17 protein-coding genes are annotated in these 22734 nt (G+C 41.8%); all 17 read left to right on the top strand.

The annotated features are described in order from the left end of the window. Positions 1-1071 (top strand): flagellar biosynthesis protein FlhB, encoded by a 1071-nt coding sequence (gene flhB / locus MTBBW1_RS19055; protein WP_080806036.1) that lies wholly within the window; start codon positions 1-3, stop codon positions 1069-1071. A gap of 502 nt (positions 1072-1573) precedes the next feature. Further along, positions 1574-3670, top strand: coding sequence for a flagellar biosynthesis protein FlhA (gene flhA / locus MTBBW1_RS19050; RefSeq protein ID WP_080806034.1), 2097 nt, complete (start codon positions 1574-1576; stop codon positions 3668-3670). A 3-nt stretch (positions 3671-3673) separates the two neighbouring features. Next, positions 3674-5119 (top strand): flagellar biosynthesis GTPase FlhF, encoded by a 1446-nt coding sequence (gene flhF / locus MTBBW1_RS19045; protein WP_080806032.1) that lies wholly within the window; start codon positions 3674-3676, stop codon positions 5117-5119. 1 nt (position 5120) lies between these two features. Further along, the gene (locus tag MTBBW1_RS19040) at positions 5121-6035 is read left to right on the top strand and encodes a MinD/ParA family protein (RefSeq protein ID WP_080806031.1); all 915 of its coding nucleotides are present in this window, start codon (positions 5121-5123) and stop codon (positions 6033-6035) included. Between the two features lie 76 nt (positions 6036-6111). Next, on the top strand, positions 6112-6855 hold the full coding sequence (locus MTBBW1_RS19035; protein ID WP_245809470.1) for a sigma-70 family RNA polymerase sigma factor: 744 nt from the start codon (positions 6112-6114) through the stop codon (positions 6853-6855). A 130-nt stretch (positions 6856-6985) separates the two neighbouring features. Further along, on the top strand, positions 6986-8944 hold the full coding sequence (locus MTBBW1_RS19030) for a hypothetical protein (RefSeq protein ID WP_080806028.1): 1959 nt from the start codon (positions 6986-6988) through the stop codon (positions 8942-8944). A gap of 168 nt (positions 8945-9112) precedes the next feature. Next, positions 9113-9430 carry a hypothetical protein gene (locus tag MTBBW1_RS19025; RefSeq protein WP_080806026.1) on the top strand — a complete coding sequence of 106 codons (318 nt, stop codon included), beginning with the start codon at positions 9113-9115 and terminating at the stop codon, positions 9428-9430. Further along, positions 9427-10152, top strand: coding sequence for a DUF6115 domain-containing protein (locus MTBBW1_RS19020; protein ID WP_080806023.1), 726 nt, complete (start codon positions 9427-9429; stop codon positions 10150-10152). Before MTBBW1_RS19025 ends, MTBBW1_RS19020 begins: the two co-directional genes overlap by 4 nt. Then, a complete protein-coding gene (gene fliK, locus MTBBW1_RS19015; protein ID WP_080806021.1) occupies positions 10152-12107 on the top strand; it encodes a flagellar hook-length control protein FliK in 1956 nt (651 codons plus the stop codon). The genes MTBBW1_RS19020 and fliK overlap by 1 nt, the downstream gene beginning before the upstream one ends. A gap of 33 nt (positions 12108-12140) precedes the next feature. After that, complete coding sequence (locus MTBBW1_RS19010; RefSeq protein WP_080806019.1) at positions 12141-12671, top strand: hypothetical protein; 531 nt, start codon at positions 12141-12143, stop codon at positions 12669-12671. Between the two features lie 81 nt (positions 12672-12752). Then, on the top strand, positions 12753-14432 hold the full coding sequence (locus MTBBW1_RS19005; protein WP_080806017.1) for a hypothetical protein: 1680 nt from the start codon (positions 12753-12755) through the stop codon (positions 14430-14432). A 54-nt stretch (positions 14433-14486) separates the two neighbouring features. Further along, positions 14487-18161 carry a PKD domain-containing protein gene (locus MTBBW1_RS19000; RefSeq protein WP_080806015.1) on the top strand — a complete coding sequence of 1225 codons (3675 nt, stop codon included), beginning with the start codon at positions 14487-14489 and terminating at the stop codon, positions 18159-18161. A 171-nt stretch (positions 18162-18332) separates the two neighbouring features. Further along, positions 18333-18605: an EscU/YscU/HrcU family type III secretion system export apparatus switch protein gene (locus MTBBW1_RS18995; protein ID WP_080806013.1), complete on the top strand. Its 273-nt coding sequence runs from the start codon at positions 18333-18335 to the stop codon at positions 18603-18605. A 166-nt stretch (positions 18606-18771) separates the two neighbouring features. Further along, on the top strand, positions 18772-19455 hold the full coding sequence (locus tag MTBBW1_RS18990; RefSeq protein ID WP_080806223.1) for a flagellar hook-basal body protein: 684 nt from the start codon (positions 18772-18774) through the stop codon (positions 19453-19455). A gap of 153 nt (positions 19456-19608) precedes the next feature. Beyond that, positions 19609-20391, top strand: coding sequence for a flagellar basal-body rod protein FlgG (flgG, locus tag MTBBW1_RS18985; RefSeq protein ID WP_080806011.1), 783 nt, complete (start codon positions 19609-19611; stop codon positions 20389-20391). Between the two features lie 20 nt (positions 20392-20411). Further along, complete coding sequence (flgA, locus tag MTBBW1_RS18980; RefSeq protein ID WP_080806009.1) at positions 20412-21515, top strand: flagellar basal body P-ring formation chaperone FlgA; 1104 nt, start codon at positions 20412-20414, stop codon at positions 21513-21515. Between the two features lie 467 nt (positions 21516-21982). Then, positions 21983-22726, top strand: a complete 744-nt coding sequence (locus MTBBW1_RS18975; RefSeq protein WP_080806007.1) for a flagellar basal body L-ring protein FlgH — start codon at positions 21983-21985, stop codon at positions 22724-22726. Positions 22727-22734: the final 8 nt, after the last annotated feature.

Below are 22734 nucleotides of genomic sequence, written 5' to 3'. Positions count from 1 at the left end.
ATGGCTGAAGATCCGTCTGGTGGCGAGAAAACCGAAGATGCGTCGGGGAAAAAACTTTCAAAGGCCCGGGATCAAGGACAGGTGGCAAAGAGCATGGAAGCTATTTCTGTGTCTGTTCTTCTTGCAGGAGTTGTGGCTCTTTATTTTTTTGCTCCTGGAATATATAAAAAATCACTTGCAATTCTCGATGACAGTTTTAGATTTGACAAGGTTCCTGTTTTTACAGACACAGAGGTTATTCATCTTCTGTTTCATTATGCTGAAATGCTTTTTTTAATACTTTTCCCTGTTTTTGCTTTTGTCTTTCTCGCTGCATTTCTTTCATCTGTGGCTCAAGTTGGTTTTCATATTTCATGGTCAGTGCTTCAATTTAAGTTTTCAAAACTAAATCCGGTTTCCGGATTGATGGGGAAATTCTCCCTTTCATCTGTTATGGAGCTTTTAAAGAGTGTTTTTAAGCTTGTCATTATTTTTTCTGTTTCCTATTTTGTAATCAGGGGAGAGATTGTCAATATACTGCTTCTCTATGATCATGATGTTGCATTTATTCTTTTGTATATCATGAAAATAGCTTATAAAATAGCCATAAGAGTTCTTCTCGTTATGGCTCTTCTTGCAATTCTTGATTATGCATATCAGAAGTGGAAGTTTGCAGAAGATCAGAAAATGACTAAACAGGAGGTCAAAGATGAACATAAGCAGACAGAAGGAGATCCCAAGGTAAAGTCAAGAATTCGTCAGATTCAGATGGAGGCGGCACGACAGAGAATGATGGCGGAGGTTCCGGAGGCAGATGTGGTTGTAACAAACCCGACTCGCCTGGCAGTTGCTGTTAAATATGATGGAAAAGTTATGGATGCTCCAACTGTGGTTGCAAAGGGCTCCGGTGCTGTTGCTGCCAATATCCGGCGAATTGCAGATGAGTCAGGGGTACCTCTGGTTGAGGATAAAGAACTGGCCCGAAATTTGTATAGTATGGTGGATGTGGGGCAAAGTGTTCCTGAAGAGCTCTTTCAGGCAGTTGCAGAACTTCTGGCTTATGTTTACAAATTAAAGGGTAAAAAGATGTAGTTTTATTATCGTCAAATGTTTGACACTGGTGTCAAATGATGTTGAGAAATTTTATTATTTAAATGTAACTTTTTGAAATTGCTAAGGAACGAGTCCGAAATACTCAAAGCCGACACCTATGATCTTTTGAGCCTTGTCAACATTGTCTGAATCAGGATGTCCAAGATTAACAAGATAAGGCAGGATTATTTATCCTGAGCATCCTTTTCATCCTGGTTATCCTGATTCAGACAAATTCAATAACTGCTCAAAAAGCAATAAGGTGTCGATTTTGAGGAAATAACTTTCCCTATCTCCCCTCTCCAGCCATGGAGAGGGGGCTGGGGCAATGCTGTTGACTTAAGCCACTACCGAACTCAGATGAGATTGGAATCTTCAATGATTTCAGTATCTCTCTTGCCTTTTAATACTTAAGGCAACAGCATTGGGGGGCTGGGGTAAATGGGCAAGTTATTTAAAGCTTATTCCTAAATAACAAACAATATCAGGAATATGGTGTGAAATGGCTGCAGAAGAGAATACAGGTATATTAGCCGGCCTGAAAAAAGAGGCTTCAGATATTGGAATGATCGTGGCCATGATCGGTATTCTGATGGCCATGATTTTGCCTTTGCATCCTATCCTGCTTGATTTTTTTCTGGCGCTTAATATTACACTGGCTGTTATTGTCCTTATAACAACCATGTACACAAGGAGTCCCCTTGATTTTTTTATTTTTCCTTCCATGCTTCTTGTGCTTACACTGTTTCGTCTGGCCCTTAATGTTGGTTCAACCCGTTTAATCTTGCTCCACGGCAGTGAAGGTCCCCTTGCTGCCGGTTCAATTATCATGTCGTTTGGAAATTTTGTTGTTGGAGGAAACTATGTTGTTGGAATGGTTATCTTTATCATTTTGGTACTGATTAACTTCATGGTTATCACCAAGGGTTCCGGTCGTATTGCAGAGGTTGCAGCCCGTTTTACACTTGATGCAATGCCTGGAAAGCAGATGGCAATTGATGCTGATCTCAATGCCGGCATGATTGATGAAGATGAAGCCAAAGAGAGAAGAAAGTCCATTGCCCAGGAGGCAGAATTTCATGGTGCAATGGATGGTGCAAGCAAGTTTGTAAAGGGAGATGCTGTTGCTGGTATTATCATTACCTTAATTAATATTGGCGGCGGCTTTATCATAGGGGTTGTACAGCAGGGAATGCCTATGGCTGAAGCATTGTCGAATTATACACTGTTAACTGTTGGAGACGGCCTTGTATCCCAGATTCCGGCATTGATTATTTCAACGGCAGCCGGTATTCTTGTTTCACGCTCCGGTTCTGAAAACCGAATGGGACAGGAATTTGCATCTCACCTGCTTTCAAGTACAACTCCTATCTATATTGGAGCCGGTGTAATTTTTATCTTGGGCCTTGTGCCCGGCCTTCCTTCAATCCCTTTTATGGGGCTTGGTGTGATTTTGGCAACTGGCGCATGGTATTTTTTAAGAAAGCCTGCTTCTGAAGAGGATGAAGATGCTGAATCAGGTGAAGGTGCATCCGAAGACTCAGAAGGATCAGGAGCGCCGGAGGAGGTCGATCACCTTCTTAATGTAGATACAGTTGAGCTTGAAGTGGGTTATGGATTGATACCACTTGTTGACAAGCAGCAGGATGGAATGCTTCTTGGAAGGATCAGGGCAATCAGGCGTCAGTTTGCAACCGAGATGGGTATAATAATACCTCCTATTCATATCAGGGACAATCTTCAGCTTACTCCTGCCCAGTATCGTGTGCTTATAAAAGGCGTTGAGGCAGCTGGTGCAGAGCTTATGGTAAATCACCTTCTGGCAATGGATCCCGGTGGCACAGCAGGGGATTTTGACGGAATTCCCACAACTGAACCTGCATTCAAACTTCCTGCACTCTGGATTCCTGTGGAAAAGGAAGATGAAGCCAAATTTGCAGGCTTTACAGTGGTGGATAACTCAACTGTTGTGGCAACGCATTTAACTGAAATTATTCGCAAGAATGCATATGATCTTCTGGGGCGCCAGGAGGTGCAGCATCTTTTGGACAATCTTGCAAAATCAACCCCTAAGGCTGTTGAGGAGCTTGTTCCCAATATGCTTTCACTTGGTACTGTCCAGAAAGTCCTTCAGAATCTGCTCAGGGAGAGGATATCCATAAGGGATCTGCTTACAATTGTGGAGACCCTTGCAGATTATGCCCCCATGGGAAAGGATCCTGATCTTTTGACAGAGTATGTCAGACAGAAGATTGCCAAGGGTATGCTTGCACCTTATATCCTCCCCAACAGAATATTGCAGGTGATTACACTTGACAGGGCTCTTGAGGAGCTTTTGACAAAAAACATAAAGCATACCGAGCATGGCTCATATCTTGCAATTGATCCCCAGGTAGTTGAAAAGATCGTCCAGGCAACCAGCCGTGAGGTAGAAAAACAGATCTCCATGGATATACAGCCGGTGGTTATGTGTTCTCCGGTATTACGACGTCATTTCAGAAAAATAATTGAACATGCCCTGCCATCGGTATTTGTGGTATCCCATGCTGAAATTGTCGATGATGTTAATCTTCAGGCAGGTGGAAAGGTGAAAATCTAAAAAATGGAAGGCAAAGTCTATAAAGCTCGCAGTATTCAGAAGGCACTCTCCATTATAAAGGAAGAGCTGGGACCGGATGCCATGATCCTATCCACCAGGCGAATACCCAAAAGTCCAAGGGATCCATATGCAAAGGAGATGTTTGAAGTTGAGGCAGCACCTTGCGAACCTGACAGGAGCGACAGGGGAAGAGATGATCAAAAATCGATTAAAGATCAACAAAATCTCTCCATTAAAGGAGCTCGCACTGGTTCTACATCTGAAGGAGGAAAACAATCTGTAAGAGATTCTGTATCAGACCATGTTAATACTGGGAATTCCGGTAAAGGCAGTGATGCTTATGGCGAGGCAGCTTTCTATTCAGGTAAAAATAGTGAATATGCAGGTAAAAACAGTGAATATGCAGGTAAAAACAGTGAATATGCAGGTAAAAATAGTGAATATGCAGGCAAAAATAGTGAATATGCAGGCAAAAACCGTGAATATGCAGGCAAAAACAGTGGATTCTCCAACAGCAATGCTTCAGGCCCATCCATATCCGATGGTGCGATCTTTGATGAGCTTGCAAGTATAAAGGATTTAATATCCCTTGTTGGATTTGGAAGTGGTATGGCATCCATACTTGGAAGTTATACGGAATCAGCAGGAATATATGCATCTCTTTTAAGAGCCGGTATTTCGGAAAAAAGAGCGCATCTTATATTGCAAAGAGCCACATTTGCAATGGAGAGCGACCAGGCAGAACGTACAGGCCTTATATACCCTCTTAAAAAATATGTAATCAGGGAGTGCCTCGGGTTGATTCGTACAAGGGAGCTTTTTACAAGGCCTACAGAGTCTGGAATGCCCCATGTAGCAGCTTTTGTGGGGCCAACAGGTGTAGGAAAAACAACAACCATTGCAAAACTTGCTGCCGAATTGAGTATAAAACGCAAAAAAAGAGTTGGACTTATATCAATTGATAGCTATCGTATAGGAGCGTTTGAGCAGTTAAAGTCCTATGCTGCAATAATGGGGTTGCTATGCATTGCTGCATTTACAAGGGATGATTTTACAAGGGCATTAAAAAAAATGGAGTTCCTGGATATTGTGCTTATAGATACGGCAGGGCACAGCCATTCTGATCATATGCGCATGAAAGAGGTCTCTGAAGTTATCCGAGGGGATTATAATATATCAATTCATCTGGTTTTGAGTCTTACCACAGGTTTTCTTGACATGCGGGAAGCAGCCAATGCCTTTGCAAAACTCAATCCAGAAACATATGTCTTTACAAAAGTGGATGAAACCAAAAGATGTGGCAAAATTTTTGATCAGATAAGTGATTTGCAACTGCCGGTTTCCATCGTCACCAACGGGCAGAGAGTGCCGGAAGATTTAATTATTCCTGATACGCGTGATCTTCTCGGTATAATGTTGGGAGCGCAGCAGGGTGGGGAGAAACAATAAAGTGGATCAGGCAAGCGGTTTGAGAAATATTGTCAAAAACGGCTCTGTAGCGAGAAGAAATTTATCTTCTTCAGTGCCACGGAGACTTGATGGTAAACCACATAAGACACCTCCAAGGGTAATTGCTGTTACAAGTGGGAAAGGTGGGGTTGGTAAAACCAACATGGTTGGAAATCTTGCCATTGCACTTACCTCTCTTGGAAAGAGGGTTGTGATCGTGGATACAGATGTCGGGCTTGCAAATATTGATATTATTTTTAATATGCGTCCCAAATACAATATCAGACATATAATAGAGGGGGAGAAAACCCTTGAAGAAGTTCTTGTCACAACTTCTCACGGTGTAAAAATTCTTCCTGGAGGTTCGGGATTTTCCCATTTGACCCAGCTTACGGATGGTGAAAAACTTAACCTGCTTACGGAATTTGAGGCACTTGAGAATGTTGCAGATATTGTTCTCCTCGACACTGGTGCTGGAATATCATCCAATGTACTCTATTTTAACTCTGCGGCTGATGAGTGTATTGTAATTGCCACAAGAGAGCCAACATCAATAACAGATTCATATGCATTAATGAAGGTTATGGCCAGAGAATACGGAACAAGGTATTTTAAACTTCTTGTTAATGTGGTAAGTTCCCAGAAGGAAGCTAAATCGGTTTATGCATCGCTGGATGGAGCCATTGGCAGATTTTTGAAAAATATTGTCCTTGAGTATCTCGGGTATGTTCCCCATGACAATATGTTGCAGAAGGCAGTTCTCAATCGAAGTCCTGTGTGTGATTATGCACCAGAATCTCCTTCCGCGTCAGCCATTACAGGTATTGCACGCAAGCTTGTGGATTCTCCTGCAAGGATTTCTAATGATGGAAATCTCAAATTCTTCATGAAAAGGCTTCTTGATACAATTAATTGACAATATTTGAGGCGATATGAAAGGATGCCAATATCTGCCGGATTTTTACGAGACCGTCAAAGATAGAGAATGAAACTTGAAAAAACAGAGTGACATGAAAAGTAGAGAAGCGTGGCGGGAGGCCACGATTGTTGAGTATGCCTATCTGGTCAAGCATATTGCAGCAAGCTTTGCAAGAAGGCTTCCCTCAAGTGTCTTTTTTGATGAACTTGTCAGTGCTGGTTCAATGGGTCTTATTGATGCTGTTGACAAGTTTGATCCTGAAAAACATGTCACGTTGAAAACCTATGCTCAGTATAGAATAAGGGGTGCAATACTTGATGAGTTGAGGAGTATGGATAAATACTCCCGATCACTGCGCAAAAAAATTCAGGAGATTGCCGCTGCCCAGAAATCAATTGAGGATTCCAAAGGTGCTCCTGCATCTGACAGCGAAATTGCAGATGCTCTTGGGGTTGGGCTTGACACCTACAATGAGATGGTGACCCAGATCCACGGCTCAGCAGTTTTAAGTCTGGATGCCTATTTAAAGACCCAGTCAAACGACAACTCTTCCCAGACACGCTTTATGGCAACACTGAAGGGGGAAGAGACACCTTCTGACCAGTTTGACAGGGAAGAGCTTAAATCTGTGATTGCTCAGTCCATTGGGGATTTAAGTGAAAAGGAACAGCTTGTTGTTTCTCTTTACTACTACGAAGAGTTAACCTTGAAAGAGATTGGCGAGGTACTTGAGTTAACTGAATCAAGAATATGTCAGATTCATGCTACAATATTGACTAAACTTAAGAGTCGCCTAAAGAGTTATTACAATGGCTGAAGTAGCGGCCATGGCAGATTTTTGCCACAATCGAAGTGTTGAAAGTCTTTTTAAAAACAGCCTCTTGCAGAGACTTTCATAAAAAAAGTACCTGAAAAATTTTGGGACACCACCGGAAAAGAGGTTATAGATGCCTGACGCTACCAATGACGATACTCTGATCTCCCAGGATGATATTGACAAACTATTAAGTGCAGGCTCCATTGAAGAGGCCGAAGAGAGCATTGTGAAAAGTGAAGATGACCTTGGAGAATTATCCCAGGATGACATAGATAATCTTTTGAACGCTGCATCTCCTGCTGACGAAGTTGATGACCTTCCTGTCGATGACCTTGGAGAATTGTCCCAGGATGATATAGATAGCCTTTTAAACGCATCTGCACCATCAGAAGAGACAGATGATCTCTCTGAAGACCCCCTATCGGAAAACGACCTTGGCGATGACGATCTTGGAGAGTTGTCCCAGGATGACATAGACAGCCTTTTAAACGCATCTGCACCATCAGAAGAGTCAGATGACCTCTTTGAAGAATCCCTATCGGAAAACGACCTTGGCGATGACGATCTTGGAGAGTTGTCCCAGGATGACATAGACAGCCTTTTAAACGCTTCTGACCCGTCAGAAGAGCCTGATGTTCTACCTGAAGATGACCTTGACGATTCTGGTGATGACGACCTTGGAGAGTTGTCCCAGGATGATATAGACAGCCTTTTGAATGGTTCCACTCTTTCAGAAGAAGATGATGATCTTGATAACACCGATGATAAAGATCTGGATCTTGTTTCCCAGGATGATATTGATAAGCTCATGTCGTCGGAATCTGTTGAAGATGCCGCCATTCTGGATGATCTTGATGAAATTGCAGAGGATGAACCAATATCTTCAGGTGCTGCTCAGGAGCTTACGGTTGATTCTGATGAAGCGGTTGAGGAGCTTATTTCTGACTCTGATGGATGGAATGTACAGGATTGCCTGATAACCCAGGATGATCTTGATAAACTTATTGAGGATTCAGATCTTCTGGAAGATGAGGTTGAGGATTCAATTTTATCTGAGCCTGATGCTCCATCTGATGAGAGCATGAGGCAAGAGAAAGAAGATGATTTTCAGGTTAACCTGTCCGATATGGAAGAAGATGATGATTTTTCCATAGGTGATGACAGTGACATCTCTGCCGAGGATTTGGATGCACTTTTAAGTGATGCTGATTCTGAAACCGAAGATGAACTTGAAAGTATTTCCCAGGATGATATTGACGGTTTTCTAAATTCCGAGGACTCTCCGGAATTACCTCCTGATTCTGATGACGATAATGAAGAGAGCCGCAATATTATCTCCCAGGATGATATTGATGCTTTGCTGGCTGGTTCGGATGAGGAAGATGAGGATCTGCTGGCTGACATGGAACAGGATGAGGATCTGGATATATCTTCTGATTTTGAGGATAATATTGGAGACCTTGATAAGGAAGATGAATCTGAATCTGTTCTGCTTGAAGAAGAGGACGCCGCTGCTACTGATGAAATTGAGCAGCTTGGTGATCAGGAGAGTGGGCAAGAAGTTTCTGGCAAAAAAGGATTTCTTGTCAAGATTATTTTGATGATTCTTGTTGTCATTATTGTTATAGGCGGTTGCGTTGCTGCTGTATATTTTTTCTACCTGCGTGATAAACTTGTCTCAGAAAAACCTGATCTGCCACCTGTTCTTGAGCAACCTGCAGAAAACGTAATGGATATTGATATGAACAGTGACGAGACCCCACCGGCAGAGGAAGAGATCTTCAGTCCCGGAACTATAAATATGGAAGGTTTTGTCGTTATTACCCCTGACCAGGATGAACTTACAACATATATGTCGTTTGATATTGTTATTGATTATTCATACATGACAACATTTGACGAGATTATGGATAGAATACCATATTACAGGCATACTGTTTATGATGCTGTTATGAAGGCGTTGAGATCAGATAAAGGGTCACGATTGACTGAAAAAGATCTTCTTGATATCATAATAGATGCGTTGAATCAGGCTTTGCCAGGTAAAAAAATTGATAAGGTGACTTTTTCTCAATTTGAAACAGGATAGGCCTTAAATAAGGTGCTGACAAAGCAGTAACATTAAGTGTTGACAAAGCAGTAACATTAAGTGCTGACAAAGCAGTAACATTAAGTGCTGACAAAACAGTAACATTAAGTGCTGATAAATCATTAATATTAGTTGCTGACAAATCAGCAGGATAGGGGAGGTGATACCATGACAACAATACCAGGTCATAATATTGTTATTCAGCAGTCAGGAAGAGCTCATGATGCTACCCATCACCTGAAACCGGTTCAGCCGGATCCCGAACATCTTCAGAATCAGCAGGTAACAAGGGAAGTTGTTGAGCAGACAACTGTGCAATCCTCGGAAAACGAAAGTGCTCTCAATAATGATGTCAATGCTGATGAAAAGAGGAAGGAGAACAAGAAGAGAAGGTTATTGAAGAGAAAAAAAAAGAAAAAGAATCCCGAGTCCACAAAGGGACAATATCCTGATTTGCCAGGTAACCTTCTTAATACTGTTGCATGATGAGACTATTTTCCATTGAATTCTGGATAGTACTACAACTGTGTTTTCAGTTTCTTATTGTGCTGCTTGTTTGGGGCGTTGTCAGAAAACTGGGAAAACTTTATTCTGATCCTGCCATGAAAAAAGATTATTTTAATACAATGGCAGAATCAGTTTACCGTGAAACATTGGAAAAGCTTGAGTACAGTACTGATACTTTGGCTGATAAGGCAGCAGTTCAGATGATTGACAGGGCCACCCAGGATATTATTGATCTTCTGGATCCACTTGTAAAGGGGGCAGAAGCCGCAGCAGACACGTTTGACTCACAGATAAAAGAGAAAAAGCGTTTGATTCGTGAGTTGAATGATGCTCTTGATTCAAGAATAATCAGTATTAATCTTCTTCTCTCAAGGGCTGAGGTGCTTTTAAACAATCAGGGACAATTCAGCAACAGTTATAATTCATCACGTCAATCCAGGCGAGGTGGTGGCAATATGGGTTTTTCAGGGCTTTCTGAAATGTCTGATTTTAGGGAGAGGGATGTTGCATTGCGCGAAGATGCAATTAGAGAAAGGCATTCGGAAGATGATGTGTTTGATCAGCAGCAGAAAATTGTAGAGCTTTATCAGGAGGGTATGGATGTTGAAACCATTGCGTCAAGACTCTCGATGCCCCAGGGAGAAGTGCAACTGGTTATTAACCTGAAAGAAAAATTTATCCAGATGGAGAAGCAGTTCTGATGAGCGGGCTTGGTGTTATTTTATCAGAACTTTTCAAAGCAGACAGATTGCAGAAAAAATCTGCCATTCCCTTGTCAGGCAAGGAGCGTATGATTGATGCAAAGGTATTGAAACATCTTGCATCTTCAAAATTTGAGCTTTTGATTCAGGGGAGAAAGCTTGCAGTTGATTTCCCTTCTGGAGTTGACTTCAAGACCGGAGATATGATTCGGTTGAAGCTTAACGATCAGGGAGAGTTGAGTGTTCTTAAGGAAAAAATCTCTCTTTCCGGAACAAAACCTGCCAATACTATTACGGAACAGAAAGTTTCTGTACAAAACAGTCGTTTTGAGCAGACCCCTTTAAGCCTTCTGTTAAAACAATCTTCCCCTTTTGATGGTTTTGACCGTCTTGCAGAAAAATTGTCGTCTGCTCTGAAAAAAGGTTTTGAAAGTCATGTTAAAGTTCTAAAATCTGGACAGCAACCAGAATTACCTTCATTTAAGGGAGCAGTCAGGTCAGAGACTCCATCCTCTTCAGTAGCGCCATCTGTTCCAGATAAATTTTCGCATCTAAAACCCTCAATGACGCCTGAAAAATCCCCTACTGATGTTTCCGATAAACTTAATCTGGAAAGTAAACCAGATAGCTCTGTCAGGGAAATTCGGGATGTTAAATCAGATGCATCTGTCCGAGCAGGTCGGGATATTAAGCCAGATACCCCTGTCAGAACAGATGGGGTGGTTAAACCAGATGCCCCTGTTAGAGTAAATCAGGATATTAAATCAGATGTCACTGTAAGATCTGATGTGGAGAGTAAACCAGAACCGGCCGCCAGATCTGTTGTGCAAAACAAACCGGATTCCCTTAATTTTTCTGTAAAACCTGATGATGTTTTAACAAGGGGTGAGCTGCTGAATAAAGAGGTTTCTGATTCTTCTGCCCAGTTAAACATCAGACCTAAAGGCTCTGGTCTTATGTCCATGACATCATTGCTTTTAAATATTTCTTTGAAATCCGGTAGTGCGGATTTTCTTCTGATTCCCCGATTACTGGAAAAAAGCGGTTTGCTTCTGGAAAAAAAAATGGTGAATTATATTCAAAGTAATTCAAATCCGGAACAGAAGACGATTGACTATATTCAGAGTAACACACGGTCGGAAAAGCAGATGGAGAATTATAGACATAATAATTCACTACTTGAAAAGAAGGATTTGGGCTTTAACCCGAACAATCCATCTGATATCAAAGAAAGCCGTGGAGCAGAAAAAATGTTGAGGCAGGATTTGTTTGAACAAAATCGTTTTGCAAATAATCCAGAGACCTCTGGGGCGAGACATTCTTTTACCCATGAGGCAGCAGCCAGATTTGCTCCTGCCTTTGATAAAACGATGCCTAATCCTGATGTTCTACTGCCAGGCAGGATATCCGGCAATAATTTGACAGAAGATCTCAAATCAATGGCATTGCAGTTAACTGAATCATCCGATAGGCTGGAGAATGTTGACATTGAAGCAATTAAATCATTTGCACAGAATCTGGAAAAAGTTCAGCTTGTCAATACACATCTTTCCGAATCAGGTAAATACCTTATTCCGTTTCCGATATTACTAAATGGTCAGTTTTCATTTGGCCAGATGTTTATTGATATTGGAGATAAGGATTCCGAAAAAGCTTCAAGAGCGGACAATCTTTTGAAGGTTTCCCTTTTTTTGAGTATGACGCAGTTAGGCCCTGTGCGGGCTGATTTTTCCATGCTTAAAAACAACATCTCAGGTGTTTTTCAGGTTTCTGATCCTGACACTGCTAATTTTTTCAATCAGATGCTGCCGGAACTTACAAAAAATCTCCAGAAGCATGATTATTTTGTACGTAATGTCACCTGCCGTGTGGTAGAACATGAGATGTTAAGTGAAAAATCACTTATCAATGAGATATTGCAGCAGGAACCTGAAGGGTTCAGAGCGGTTATCTAACGTACATGCCAGACAAATCTGCCACAAAGAAATATGAAAATCCTAAAGAACTTTAAAAGACGGGGGCTTTCTATAAATATAAAGCAGTTTTTTATTGGTATTGCCGGATTATCTGTCGGAACCCTTATATATCTTTTTGACCGTTCACCGGAATCAAGCTGGCTTGTCCATGTATTATTGGGCGGAGCATCATTTCATGAGATGCTGCCGGATTTGTTCGGTTCCCTTGATGGGAGTCTGGCATCATATCTGCATACATTTTCCTTTACCATGATAAGTTTCTCTTTTATGGTACAGTCAAAAAAATGGTGCCTTATGGCGGCTGTTTTATGGGGTTCTGTTAACGGCCTTTTTGAAATAGGACAGCTTTTTGATTCTTTTATTGTTAAATGGATACCCAATTGTTTTGAACGGCTGCCATTTCTGGAAACAGTTGATGATTTTTTTGTTTCAGGAACATTTGATCCTTATGACCTTGCGGCAATTTTTGCCGGTTCTTCTACAGGCTATTGGACAGGAGTTGTTACCACAGAAAAAACAGACACTGGGAAAAATAGAAATTGAAATCAATGGAAACATTTAAAATTGGTTTGGAATAGATATTTTATTGAAGGGGGAGTGGCTTTCTAAAAGCCATATGGAAAAATGAAAAGACAATTTAAATTTCAATTAAAAAAAATGGACAGACTAATAAACACTCTTGGGCTTTTTATATCTATTATATTCGGTCTTGCCTCCATTATTGCAACAAGCGGAGATTCCGGTGATACAACACAGACGGTTGAGCCTGAAACAGTTCCTGCAACCATTGCCATTGTGGTTCCTTCTAATAATCAGGTCTATGCAGGTGGGGAATATGTCTCCTTTGTCAGTCAGATTTCCGATGCAAGCGCCACTGAAACATATACCTATTCGTGGGATTCAAGTCTTGATGGTGTTCTTGGAACCACAGCAAATCTGAATCTTAATACCCTTACTGCCGGGAACCACACCATTACCCTGACTCTTCTTGATAGTGCTGGAAACACTGTTGATTCTGATTCTGTAACCATTACAGTAGGCGAGTCTGACTCAACATCTTCAAATACAGCTCCTGTTGCGGCAATTACTTCACCAACAACAGATGTTTCATTCAATGTGGGAGAAACAATAACTTTCCAGGGGACAGGAACAGATGCAGAGGATACAACCCTGACGGACTCATCTCTTGTATGGACATCAAGCATTGATGGGGCTATGGGTACTGGTGGCACAATATCCACAAATACACTCTCTGCCGGTGAACATACCATTACCCTGACTGTTACTGACACAGCAGGAAGCGCCACAAGTGCTTTTATTATTATTACAGTGGGAGGGGATACATCTACCCCCACAGTTCAGATTACAAGCCCAGCCGACAGCAGTTCCGCAACAGCAACATATGATGTAAGTGCCGGAGATACCATCAATTTTGTGGGAAGCGCCACAGATTATGATGGAACCCCCATTACTGGCGATAATCTTCAGTGGATATCTTCTAAGGATGGTGCTCTTTTTACAGGAGGCACATATGAACTTCATACAAGAAGTGTTGAGGCTCTTGATTATGAACCATTAAAAGAGGGGGAGCATACCATATATCTAAGAGCTGTAGGAGCATCAGGCACAGCCCAGGCAAGCATAACCATAAATATTGTTAACAGCAATCCTGTGGCAGTGATTTCAAATCCGCCTGAAGAGTGCCCTGACAGCAACACCCTTTGTCAGACATTTGCTCCCGGGGAGTGGATAAACTTTCAGGGGACAGCAACAGACACTGAAGACGGAAACCTTTCAGGCAGAAATCTTGAGTGGACTTCCCACATTGACGGTCTTCTTGGGACAGGAGAAAGCCTTAATATAAAAACCGATAATGTGGATGCTCTTGGCAATCTTCCCATGACAGATGGCGAACATATAATCACCCTTGAAGCAAAGGATGAGTGGGGTGCTTCGGGAATTGATTCTGTGGTCATCAATATCGGAACCAATACTTCTCCGGTACCTTCAATAATCTATCCATCTTCGGATTATACAAGCGCTTCATCAACTGGTTTTGTCACATTTTATGGCCAGGCAGATGACGCTGAAGATGGTTCCCTGAACAGCGATGACATGGAGTGGTACAGAAGCGATCAGGAAGGAAAAATTCCTGCAGAAGAGGCATCAGGCGCAGGGCTTTTGACATCATCTGTTCGTCTTGATATTTCAACTTTTGAAACAGGAACCCATACAATAACTCTTGTGGCAACGGATAGCATGGGAAGTAAGGGAGTCGTTTCGAGAAATATTACTGTTCCCTGATGATTTTGCAGCTCAACAGCGATGATTTTGTAGCTCAAAAGCAAGGAAGTTTCTATGAAAAAATATAATTTTAAAATGTTAAAGCCTTTTATCACAAGCCTGATATTCTGCGCTGCCCTATCTTTCTGTAAGGTAAGTTTTCTTATTGCAGCTCCAGTCGTAGATATCACTTCAGAGCTTCCCCCTGCTGACAGCTATCAGGTGGAGCTTGGTGACAACATTCTTTTTTACGGTGAGGTTGAGCTTGATGAGGGGGCAACTGTTCCAAGTGATGGCTACCATTGGATTTCCAGTATTGATGGTGAACTTAACCCCACAGGGCAGCAGTCAATACTAAATACCTCTGTTATTACATCCATGGGAACCCATACAATACAGTTTTATGTTGTGGACAGTAATGATGATGTTTCAAACATTACCACTATTGAGCTTGTTGTGGGAACACCACCAGTGGTACATATAACCTCCCCTGCTAATGATAGCAGTTATTCGTATGGAGCGTACATTACTTTCTCTGTGACTGCAACAACATCAGCTAATACTCCGGTACCAAACAGAAATCTTATATGGGAATCAAACAAGGATGGTTATCTTGGCTATGGTACATCCATTCCTCTTAATGATTTGTCGGTTAATACCCATGAGATAACAGTGACAGCAACGGATGATTATGGTTTTTCAAACACCGCAAAAGTAACTGTCACCATTGGAAATGCCATGCCGGATGTTTTGATAACTTCTCCTGCCGACGGGGGAAGCCACTCCTACGGTTCAACGATTTTTTTTACGGCCGCCATTACTGATGAAGAAGATGGCCCGTTAACAGGAAATAGTGTTGTCTGGAGTTCAAATATAGACGGGTTTATGGGATATGGACCTTCCATCACAAAGGATGATCTGTCTGTGGGAACTCATACAGTTACAGTAACTGCAACCGACAGTTCCGATGCATCAACAGAGGTTTTCATAACAATAATTGTGGGCAATGCTTCACCGGTTGTTGTGATAAGGACTCCTTCAAATAATGTCAGCATTTCTTACGGTTCAGTGGTAACTTTTACAGCTAACGTAACGGATGCTGAAGATGGTGTATTAACCGGAAAGTCAGTTGTCTGGACTTCGGACAGGGATGGTTTTGTTGGTGAGGGAACAGCTCTGACAAAATCAGGGTTATCTGCTGGGACACATATAATTACTGCAACTGGAACCGATAGTTCAGGTTTAGAAGGCGAGGCATTCATAACAGTAAATATTACTAATACTTCACCCTCAATTTTAATTATGTCTCCTGCTGATAACAGCAGCTTTTCCCATGGCTCAGTTATTACTTTTATGGCGAGTGTTACGGATATTGAGGATGGGGTCATAACCGGCAAAAATGTTCAATGGAAATCTGACAGGGATGGCTTTCTTGGAGAAGGGACAGCATTAACAAAATCCACTTTGTCTGTTGGTACTCATGTTATTACAGTAACGGCAACTGATAAAACCGCACTTGTCAGTACAGAGTCAATAACTATTACAGTTGGTAATGCATCTCCGGTTATATTGATAAGATCTCCTGCAGATAACAGCAGTATTGATTATGGAGAAACCATTACTTTTTTGGCAGCAGTTACAGATGCTGAAGATGGGGATATAACTGGAAAATCTATAATATGGGAATCTGACAGGGATGGCTTTTTTGGTTACGATACCTCTTTAACTATAAACAATCTTTCGGTGGGAACCCATGTTATTACTGTCACTGCAACTGACAGCACCGATCTTGTTACCACTGCCACAATAACAGTAACCATAAAAGACAGCTCCCCTGTAACCGTTGAAATTGTAAAACCTGCCGATGGAGATCACTTTAATTTCAGTGAACCCATTGAATTTGAAGGTACTGCAACAGACAGCGAAGATGGGGAACTTACTGGCTCAAGCCTTGTCTGGGCATCAAATCAGCTCTCAACCTCCATTGGAACTGGAAATCGCATCTCTGTTTCCACCCTTGCCATGGGAACACATCTCATTACTCTGACAGCAACTGACAGCAGCGGAAATGTTGCCCGCGCTTTTGTAAGCATTGTCATAGAAGGAGCGCTTCCTCCGGAAGTTGAGATTACAGCTCCATCTGACGGAACTTCCTTTTATCTAAATGAATATATTGAATTTGTGGGAAGTGCCACAGACAATGAAGATGGAGTATTGACAGGAGAGAGCCTTGTCTGGACATCAAATCTTGAGAAAACATCCATTGGAACAGGTGAGATTTTCAAGATAAATACACTTTCTGCAGGAAAACATCTGATAACCCTTACAGCAACAGACAGTGATGGCACCAAGGGAATTGATTTTATTCTTGTAACTGTTGCAAACACTCCGCCTGAACCTGTCATCACATCGCCGGATAATCAGTCTGAATTTGATGATGGAGAGGTAATTCGCTTTGCCGGTTATGCAACAGATGATGAAGACGGCAATCTTACCGGGACATCTCTTTCCTGGGTATCTGATGTTGATGGTTTTATTGGAAGTGGTGTTAATTTCTCCACATCCCTTTCAGAAGGTGAACATACAATATCTCTTATTGCAAAAGACAGTCATGGTGACGAAGTAAAAACAACCATTAACCTGACAATTAATCACACCGAACAGAGTGACCCTATGCAGCTTGGGGAGCAGTATGTATCGGTTCCCCTTGATCAGGTGGCATATTTTTCAATCTCAGGCGGGCATCCTCCATACCGCTACTACAGGGATTACCCCCATATTGCCACGATGGATATAGTTGCTCAAACAGATGGCAATGGATACAGACTTCGTGTGCTTGCTGAAGAGATGGGAGAGACCACATTCCAGGTTATGGATCACTATAACACAACAAGGGTTCTCCATCTTACAGTGACTGACAGTGCTGACAACATTCCCTTTGCAGATGCCGGAGCTGATCAAACCGTTGTGGAAGGGACAACTGTGACCCTTGATGGAAGTGCATCTCTTCCTGGGGTATATGGCATAGCCTCATGGAAGTGGCAGCAGATAGATGATGATAAAAACAATCTTGTGGTTCTTTCAGACAGTGCAGTTAAAAAAGTGACTTTTGTGGCTCCTCCGGCAGATGAAATTTCTGTGTTGACATTCAGATTAACTGTTACAGACACAAATGGCAGCGTCAGTGATGATGATGTCACAGTCAATGTTTTGACGAATGGCATTGATGAGTATCCTTCGGGTGTTATAGCATTTGAAACTGCTGATTCAGCAAATTCCCTTGGTGTTGCCCTTGCCGGAGATGGGGATTATGTTGCCATCGACCCGCTATATCCGCAGTTTATCAAGGAAGATGCAGGAAGACCTGAAAATATGACCTATGGCCTTGTTGATTTGAAGATCAAGGTTGAACCAGGTGAAAATGCCTTTATGCTTGTCTATTTTCCAGAACCCATGCCGGAAGATTACGGTGTTTACAAATACAGTTACTCAACAGGGTGGTACGAATATTCTGATAATGTAACCTTCTCTTCTGATAGAACCAGACTGTATGTTATTTTGACGGATGGTGGTTCAGGTGATGACGATGCTGCTCTTGACGGCATTATTTCCGACCCCATTGCCTTTGGCACAACCCCTGAAATTTCGTCTGATCCCGACCCTGAACCGGAAGAACCCGTAACTCCTCCAGAAGATGAGGGAGGAGATGGCGGCGGTGGAGGTTGTTTTATTTCAACAATTTTTAATTGAGCACGGTAAAGGATTAAGGGATTAACGTGTTGAAAAAACAGGATAATCCCTTAATCATGAAAATCATGGTTTCAGAAAAAGTGCAAAAAGAAACATGAAAGATACCAACATTTAAAGATAGGGGAGCTGATTAAAAGTTTCCCCATTAAAAAAATATTATAAGAACCTGCCATGCCGAGAAAAAAACAGAAAAAAGCTGTGGCCCTTCGCTATGATAAAAATCGCGAGCAGGTGCCAAAAGTCACTGCAAAGGGAACTGGCAGTGTTGCTGAAAATATTATTGCCCTTGCAGAAGAGCATGGAATTCCAGTAAAAAACGACCCTGATCTTGTTGAGGTTCTATCCACCCTTAACATTGATGAAGAGATTCCCCCATCCCTTTATGTTGCAGTTGCCGAACTTCTTGCCTTTGTCTATTCCCTTAATTCCAAAAGAAAAAAATAGCATCTCTCTTCTTTTTCCCTCTTTTATTTAATGGTGTGCTCCTTTAACTGGCACTTATATTGCATTAACATCCTGTATATTGATTTTAAAAAAGAAATCTGACGTCTATATGTTGATGCTTAAGATGTCAGGCAGATGTGCAAAAAAAAATGCGGGGGCAGCATATATGATTCTTCAAATGACACGACCGGTACAGGGTGGCTTGAGGCAGGAGAGAAAACTTGAGGCAACTTCCAATCATCTTTCCAATTCCGAGACCGCAGGATTCAAAAAGGATGTCGTAAGTTTTGACAGGATGTTCAAGGCTCAACTTAACACCGATTTCAGTCAGGGGCATATGCGCAGAACCGATAATAAACTGGATCTTGCTTTGGGAGATGAGGGTTTTTTTAAGGTCAATACCCCGGATGGCATAAGATATACAAGGGATGGTAATTTTACCCTCAGTTCAGAGGGTATTCTCATAAATCAGGAGGGCTTTCCTGTGCAGGGGGATAATGGTGATATCACAATAAACGGGGAAAATATTCAGATCAACAAGGCCGGAAATATAACAGTTGATGGTGTTGCAGTGGATGTTCTTGATATTGTGACTTTTGAGGATGTCCAGAAGCTTGATAAGCAGGGAGCTGACCTGTTTGTCTATAAAGGAGATCCTGATGAAGATGAGCAGGAGCCTGCCAGAATTTCTGTGAAACAAGGTGCTCTGGAAGGGTCAAATGTGCAGGTTGTTGATGAGATGGTCACAATGATTGATCACCACAGAATGTATGAAACATTTCAGAAAATGATGCTCACCTTTGATGAAGTTGATGGCAAGGCAATAACCGAGGTGGGCAGACCGCAGTAAGTAACAATATGTTTTCTATACACTTGTAGGCAGACAGCAATAAGTAACAATGTGTTTTCTATACACTTGTGGACAGACAGCGATAAGTAACAATATGTTTTCTATACACTTTACAGGAAATATTTTAAGTTAAAAATATAAGGGAGGTGAACCATGATAAGAGCATTGTGGACTGCCGCAACCGGCATGAATTCCCAGCAGATGCAGACAGATGTAGTGGCAAATAACCTTGCCAACTCAAGCACTTCTGGATTTAAAAAATCACGGGCAAACTTTGAGGATTTAATGTACCAGACCATGTTGATAGCAGGGGCAACAACTCCTGGAGGCGGACAGGTACCCACAGGAATTCAGGTGGGTATGGGGGTAAAACCTGCGGGTGTACAGAAAATTTTTACCCAGGGTGATTATGTCCAGACAGGCAATGAGCTTGATATGGTTATACAGGGTGACGGATTTTTCAGGGTTCTGCACGGTGACGAGGATCTCTATACAAGAGCTGGTAATTTTACCCTTGACAGCGAAGGATTTATTACCACCACAAGTGGCGACAGACTCCAGCCCGAGATTGCCATTCCAGCCGAGGCAACTGTCATTACCCTCCAGGATAACGGCACATTGACAGTTCATGGAGCCAATGAAGAGATTCTTGCCACAGAGCAGATCAATGTCACAACTTTCATTAATCCTTCAGGGCTTTTTGCAGTGGGAAATAACCTTTTTCGCCCCACAGAAGGTTCCGGAGCCGGTACTGAACAGGTGCCAGGTGAGAATGGCTCAGGTACTGTTGCCAACAATACCCTTGAGATGTCCAACGTAAGTATTGTTGAGGAGATGGTGGGTATGATCACGGGACAGAGAGCATATGAAGCAAATTCAAAGTCGGTTACGACAGCAGATGCCATGCTCGGTATTGCCAACGGACTTAAACGATAAGATTGCCAGGGGGAATCAGCATGAATTCACGACAATTTTTTACTGTACTTTTTGCTGCTGCAATCTCTTTACTCATTATTTCCTTTTCCTTTGCCGCTCAAAGTGCAACATCGCAGAGACATGAACATCTTAAAAAAGTTGAGTCTGTTGATTCTTCAACGGCAGAAGATAAATCACCTGCAATTGATGCAGCATATTCTAACTATGACGCATCTGTTGATTTTAAAGATGGTTTAAATGTTAATATTGAGGTGCGGGAGTCCTCTTTTGTCAACAGCAGAAAGTTCACCCTTGGAGAAATTGCCGATATTTCAGTTCCGGGTTTGATCAGAGAGCAGCTCGCATCAATACAGGCAGGTTTTGCTCCTGTTCCGGGCAGGATAAAAAATATCAGCGGAAGCCGTATTGAATCAAAAATACGGTCAAGCAAACTCTTTTCCGATGAGATGACTATTGTTGTTCCTGAAAGGGTCTATGTAAAGCGTGCAAGTCAGGAGCTTTCCAAAGAGGATTTGAATGCTATCTTTGAAGAGTACGTTGAAACCAGTATGGATGGTATGGATTACGAGATTCGTGATTTTTCAGTAAGGGGACTTGATATATATCCCAGAGGCGAAATTGAGCTTTCACCTCCTTTAAACAAGGGAAAAGACCTGAAGGGAAGGGTAACACTTTATGTTGATGTTACTGTGGATGGAAAGGATTATGGACGTTTATCACTTTCAGGCAGGATAGATATTTTTGATGATGTGGTGTGTGCCACCCGATCCTTTAGGCGTGAAACTCTTCTGACTTCATCTGATATTAATGTTGAGCGGATGAATGTGTCAAATATAAGAGGGGAATATTTAAGCAATCCCGATGATGTTGTTGGTAAAGTACTTGTCAGAAATGCTTACAGAAACAGAGCTATTACAATGGATATGGTTGAAGAATCTCCGCTTGTAAATCGTGGAGATATGGTAAAGGTTGTTGCATCAAGGGGAAATCTTCGCATTGTAACTATGGGTATTGCAAGGGAAGATGGCAAAAAGAGTGACACCATTCAGGTTGAAAACATGACATCCGGTAAAATGATAAATGTGGTTGTAACAAGTAAGGATGAAGTCAATGTATTTTATTAGCCATTATTGATTTTAGAAGTCGGTTTTCAATAACTTACACATTTAAAAAGATCCTATCTTTGAAGGCCGGTATGTTTAAATTATCAAATGGGAATGTTATTTCGTACTCATTCATTAATTGTCTGAATCACGGATTACCACAAGATTACTCGGATTGCACAGATTCTATTAATCAGTGCAATCATTTAATCCGTTTAATCTGTGATTCAGACACAGAATAAGTCAAAGTGCAAACCTATAAACTCAAAATCGACATCTTATTGCTTTTTCCGAAGTTATTGCAGTTGTCTGAACCAGGATAACCAGGATGGATAGGATGCTCAGGATAGAAAATCTTGCCTTATCTTGTTAATCTTGGGAATCCTGATTCAGACAGTGTTGACAAGGCTTACAAGATCATAGGTGTCGATTTTGAATATAAATGAAATATGCCTTTATTGATGTTTTTTGCCATTCAGGAGGTACAAATGAATTATACAGATAAAAAGACCATACAGTTTTCTACTGCTGCATCTATTGTACTGTTGTTTCTCTTTCTTTCCGGCTGTGCAGCGGTTCAGCAAGAGACAGGATCGGCTGTTACCCCGCCAGGAATATCTGAGGAGCCTTCCCTCCAAGTTCGTTATGAGCCTCTTCCCCCTTCTGAAGGTTCTTTATGGACAGAGGAGAGTGATCCATTTTTTGAAGATACCAAGGCAAGGCAGCCCGGCGATACATTAATTGTTGATATTGTTGAAAATGCAACTTCAAGCATGGATGCCAGTACCGAGGCAAAAAGAAGCACCAGTATGGACATTGGTGTGCCCAATTTTTTTGGTTACATGCGTCAGTTTGAAGCTCTTCCCAACCCTGTTACCAAGGGAATGCTTGCAGATAAAATTGTTGGCACCAAATATGATAATGCATATACAGGTGAAGGCAAAAGCAACAGAAACGGCAGTATAACTGCATCCATTGCCGCCAGAATCACCGAAATTCTTCCCAATGGAAATTATGTTATATATGGTAAGCGTGCCATCAAGGTGAACCAGGAGGTACAGTATATTGTTGTTTCAGGTATTGTTCGTCCTGAGGATATTGGAGATAACAACAAGGTGCAATCAACATATCTTGCTGATTCCAGGATTGAGTATTTTGGTCATGGAGTTATTGCTGACAAACAGCAACAGGGTTGGGGTACAAGATTGTTTGATAATCTGTGGCCATTTTAAAAAAAATT

Origin of the sequence: Desulfamplus magnetovallimortis, from assembly GCF_900170035.1 — a bacterium.
Taxonomy (GTDB): domain Bacteria; phylum Desulfobacterota; class Desulfobacteria; order Desulfobacterales; family Desulfobacteraceae; genus Desulfamplus; species Desulfamplus magnetovallimortis.
This window is presented reverse-complemented; position numbering and strand designations above follow the sequence as displayed.

What these genes read in the sequence shown, in the direction of transcription:
- MTBBW1_RS19010 (WP_080806019.1), top strand. Translation starts at nt 12,141, where the DNA reads ATGAAAATCCTAAAGAACTTTAAAAGACGGGGGCTTTCTATAAATATA.
- MTBBW1_RS18990 (WP_080806223.1), top strand. Translation starts at nt 18,772, where the DNA reads ATGATTCTTCAAATGACACGACCGGTACAGGGTGGCTTGAGGCAGGAG.
- flgG (WP_080806011.1), top strand. Translation starts at nt 19,609, where the DNA reads ATGATAAGAGCATTGTGGACTGCCGCAACCGGCATGAATTCCCAGCAG.
- MTBBW1_RS19030 (WP_080806028.1), top strand. Translation starts at nt 6,986, where the DNA reads ATGCCTGACGCTACCAATGACGATACTCTGATCTCCCAGGATGATATT.
- flhB (WP_080806036.1), top strand. Translation starts at nt 1, where the DNA reads ATGGCTGAAGATCCGTCTGGTGGCGAGAAAACCGAAGATGCGTCGGGG.
- MTBBW1_RS19020 (WP_080806023.1), top strand. Translation starts at nt 9,427, where the DNA reads ATGATGAGACTATTTTCCATTGAATTCTGGATAGTACTACAACTGTGT.
- flhA (WP_080806034.1), top strand. Translation starts at nt 1,574, where the DNA reads ATGGCTGCAGAAGAGAATACAGGTATATTAGCCGGCCTGAAAAAAGAG.
- MTBBW1_RS19000 (WP_080806015.1), top strand. Translation starts at nt 14,487, where the DNA reads ATGAAAAAATATAATTTTAAAATGTTAAAGCCTTTTATCACAAGCCTG.
- fliK (WP_080806021.1), top strand. Translation starts at nt 10,152, where the DNA reads ATGAGCGGGCTTGGTGTTATTTTATCAGAACTTTTCAAAGCAGACAGA.
- flhF (WP_080806032.1), top strand. Translation starts at nt 3,674, where the DNA reads ATGGAAGGCAAAGTCTATAAAGCTCGCAGTATTCAGAAGGCACTCTCC.
- MTBBW1_RS18975 (WP_080806007.1), top strand. Translation starts at nt 21,983, where the DNA reads ATGAATTATACAGATAAAAAGACCATACAGTTTTCTACTGCTGCATCT.
- MTBBW1_RS18995 (WP_080806013.1), top strand. Translation starts at nt 18,333, where the DNA reads ATGCCGAGAAAAAAACAGAAAAAAGCTGTGGCCCTTCGCTATGATAAA.
- MTBBW1_RS19005 (WP_080806017.1), top strand. Translation starts at nt 12,753, where the DNA reads ATGAAAAGACAATTTAAATTTCAATTAAAAAAAATGGACAGACTAATA.
- MTBBW1_RS19025 (WP_080806026.1), top strand. Translation starts at nt 9,113, where the DNA reads ATGACAACAATACCAGGTCATAATATTGTTATTCAGCAGTCAGGAAGA.
- flgA (WP_080806009.1), top strand. Translation starts at nt 20,412, where the DNA reads ATGAATTCACGACAATTTTTTACTGTACTTTTTGCTGCTGCAATCTCT.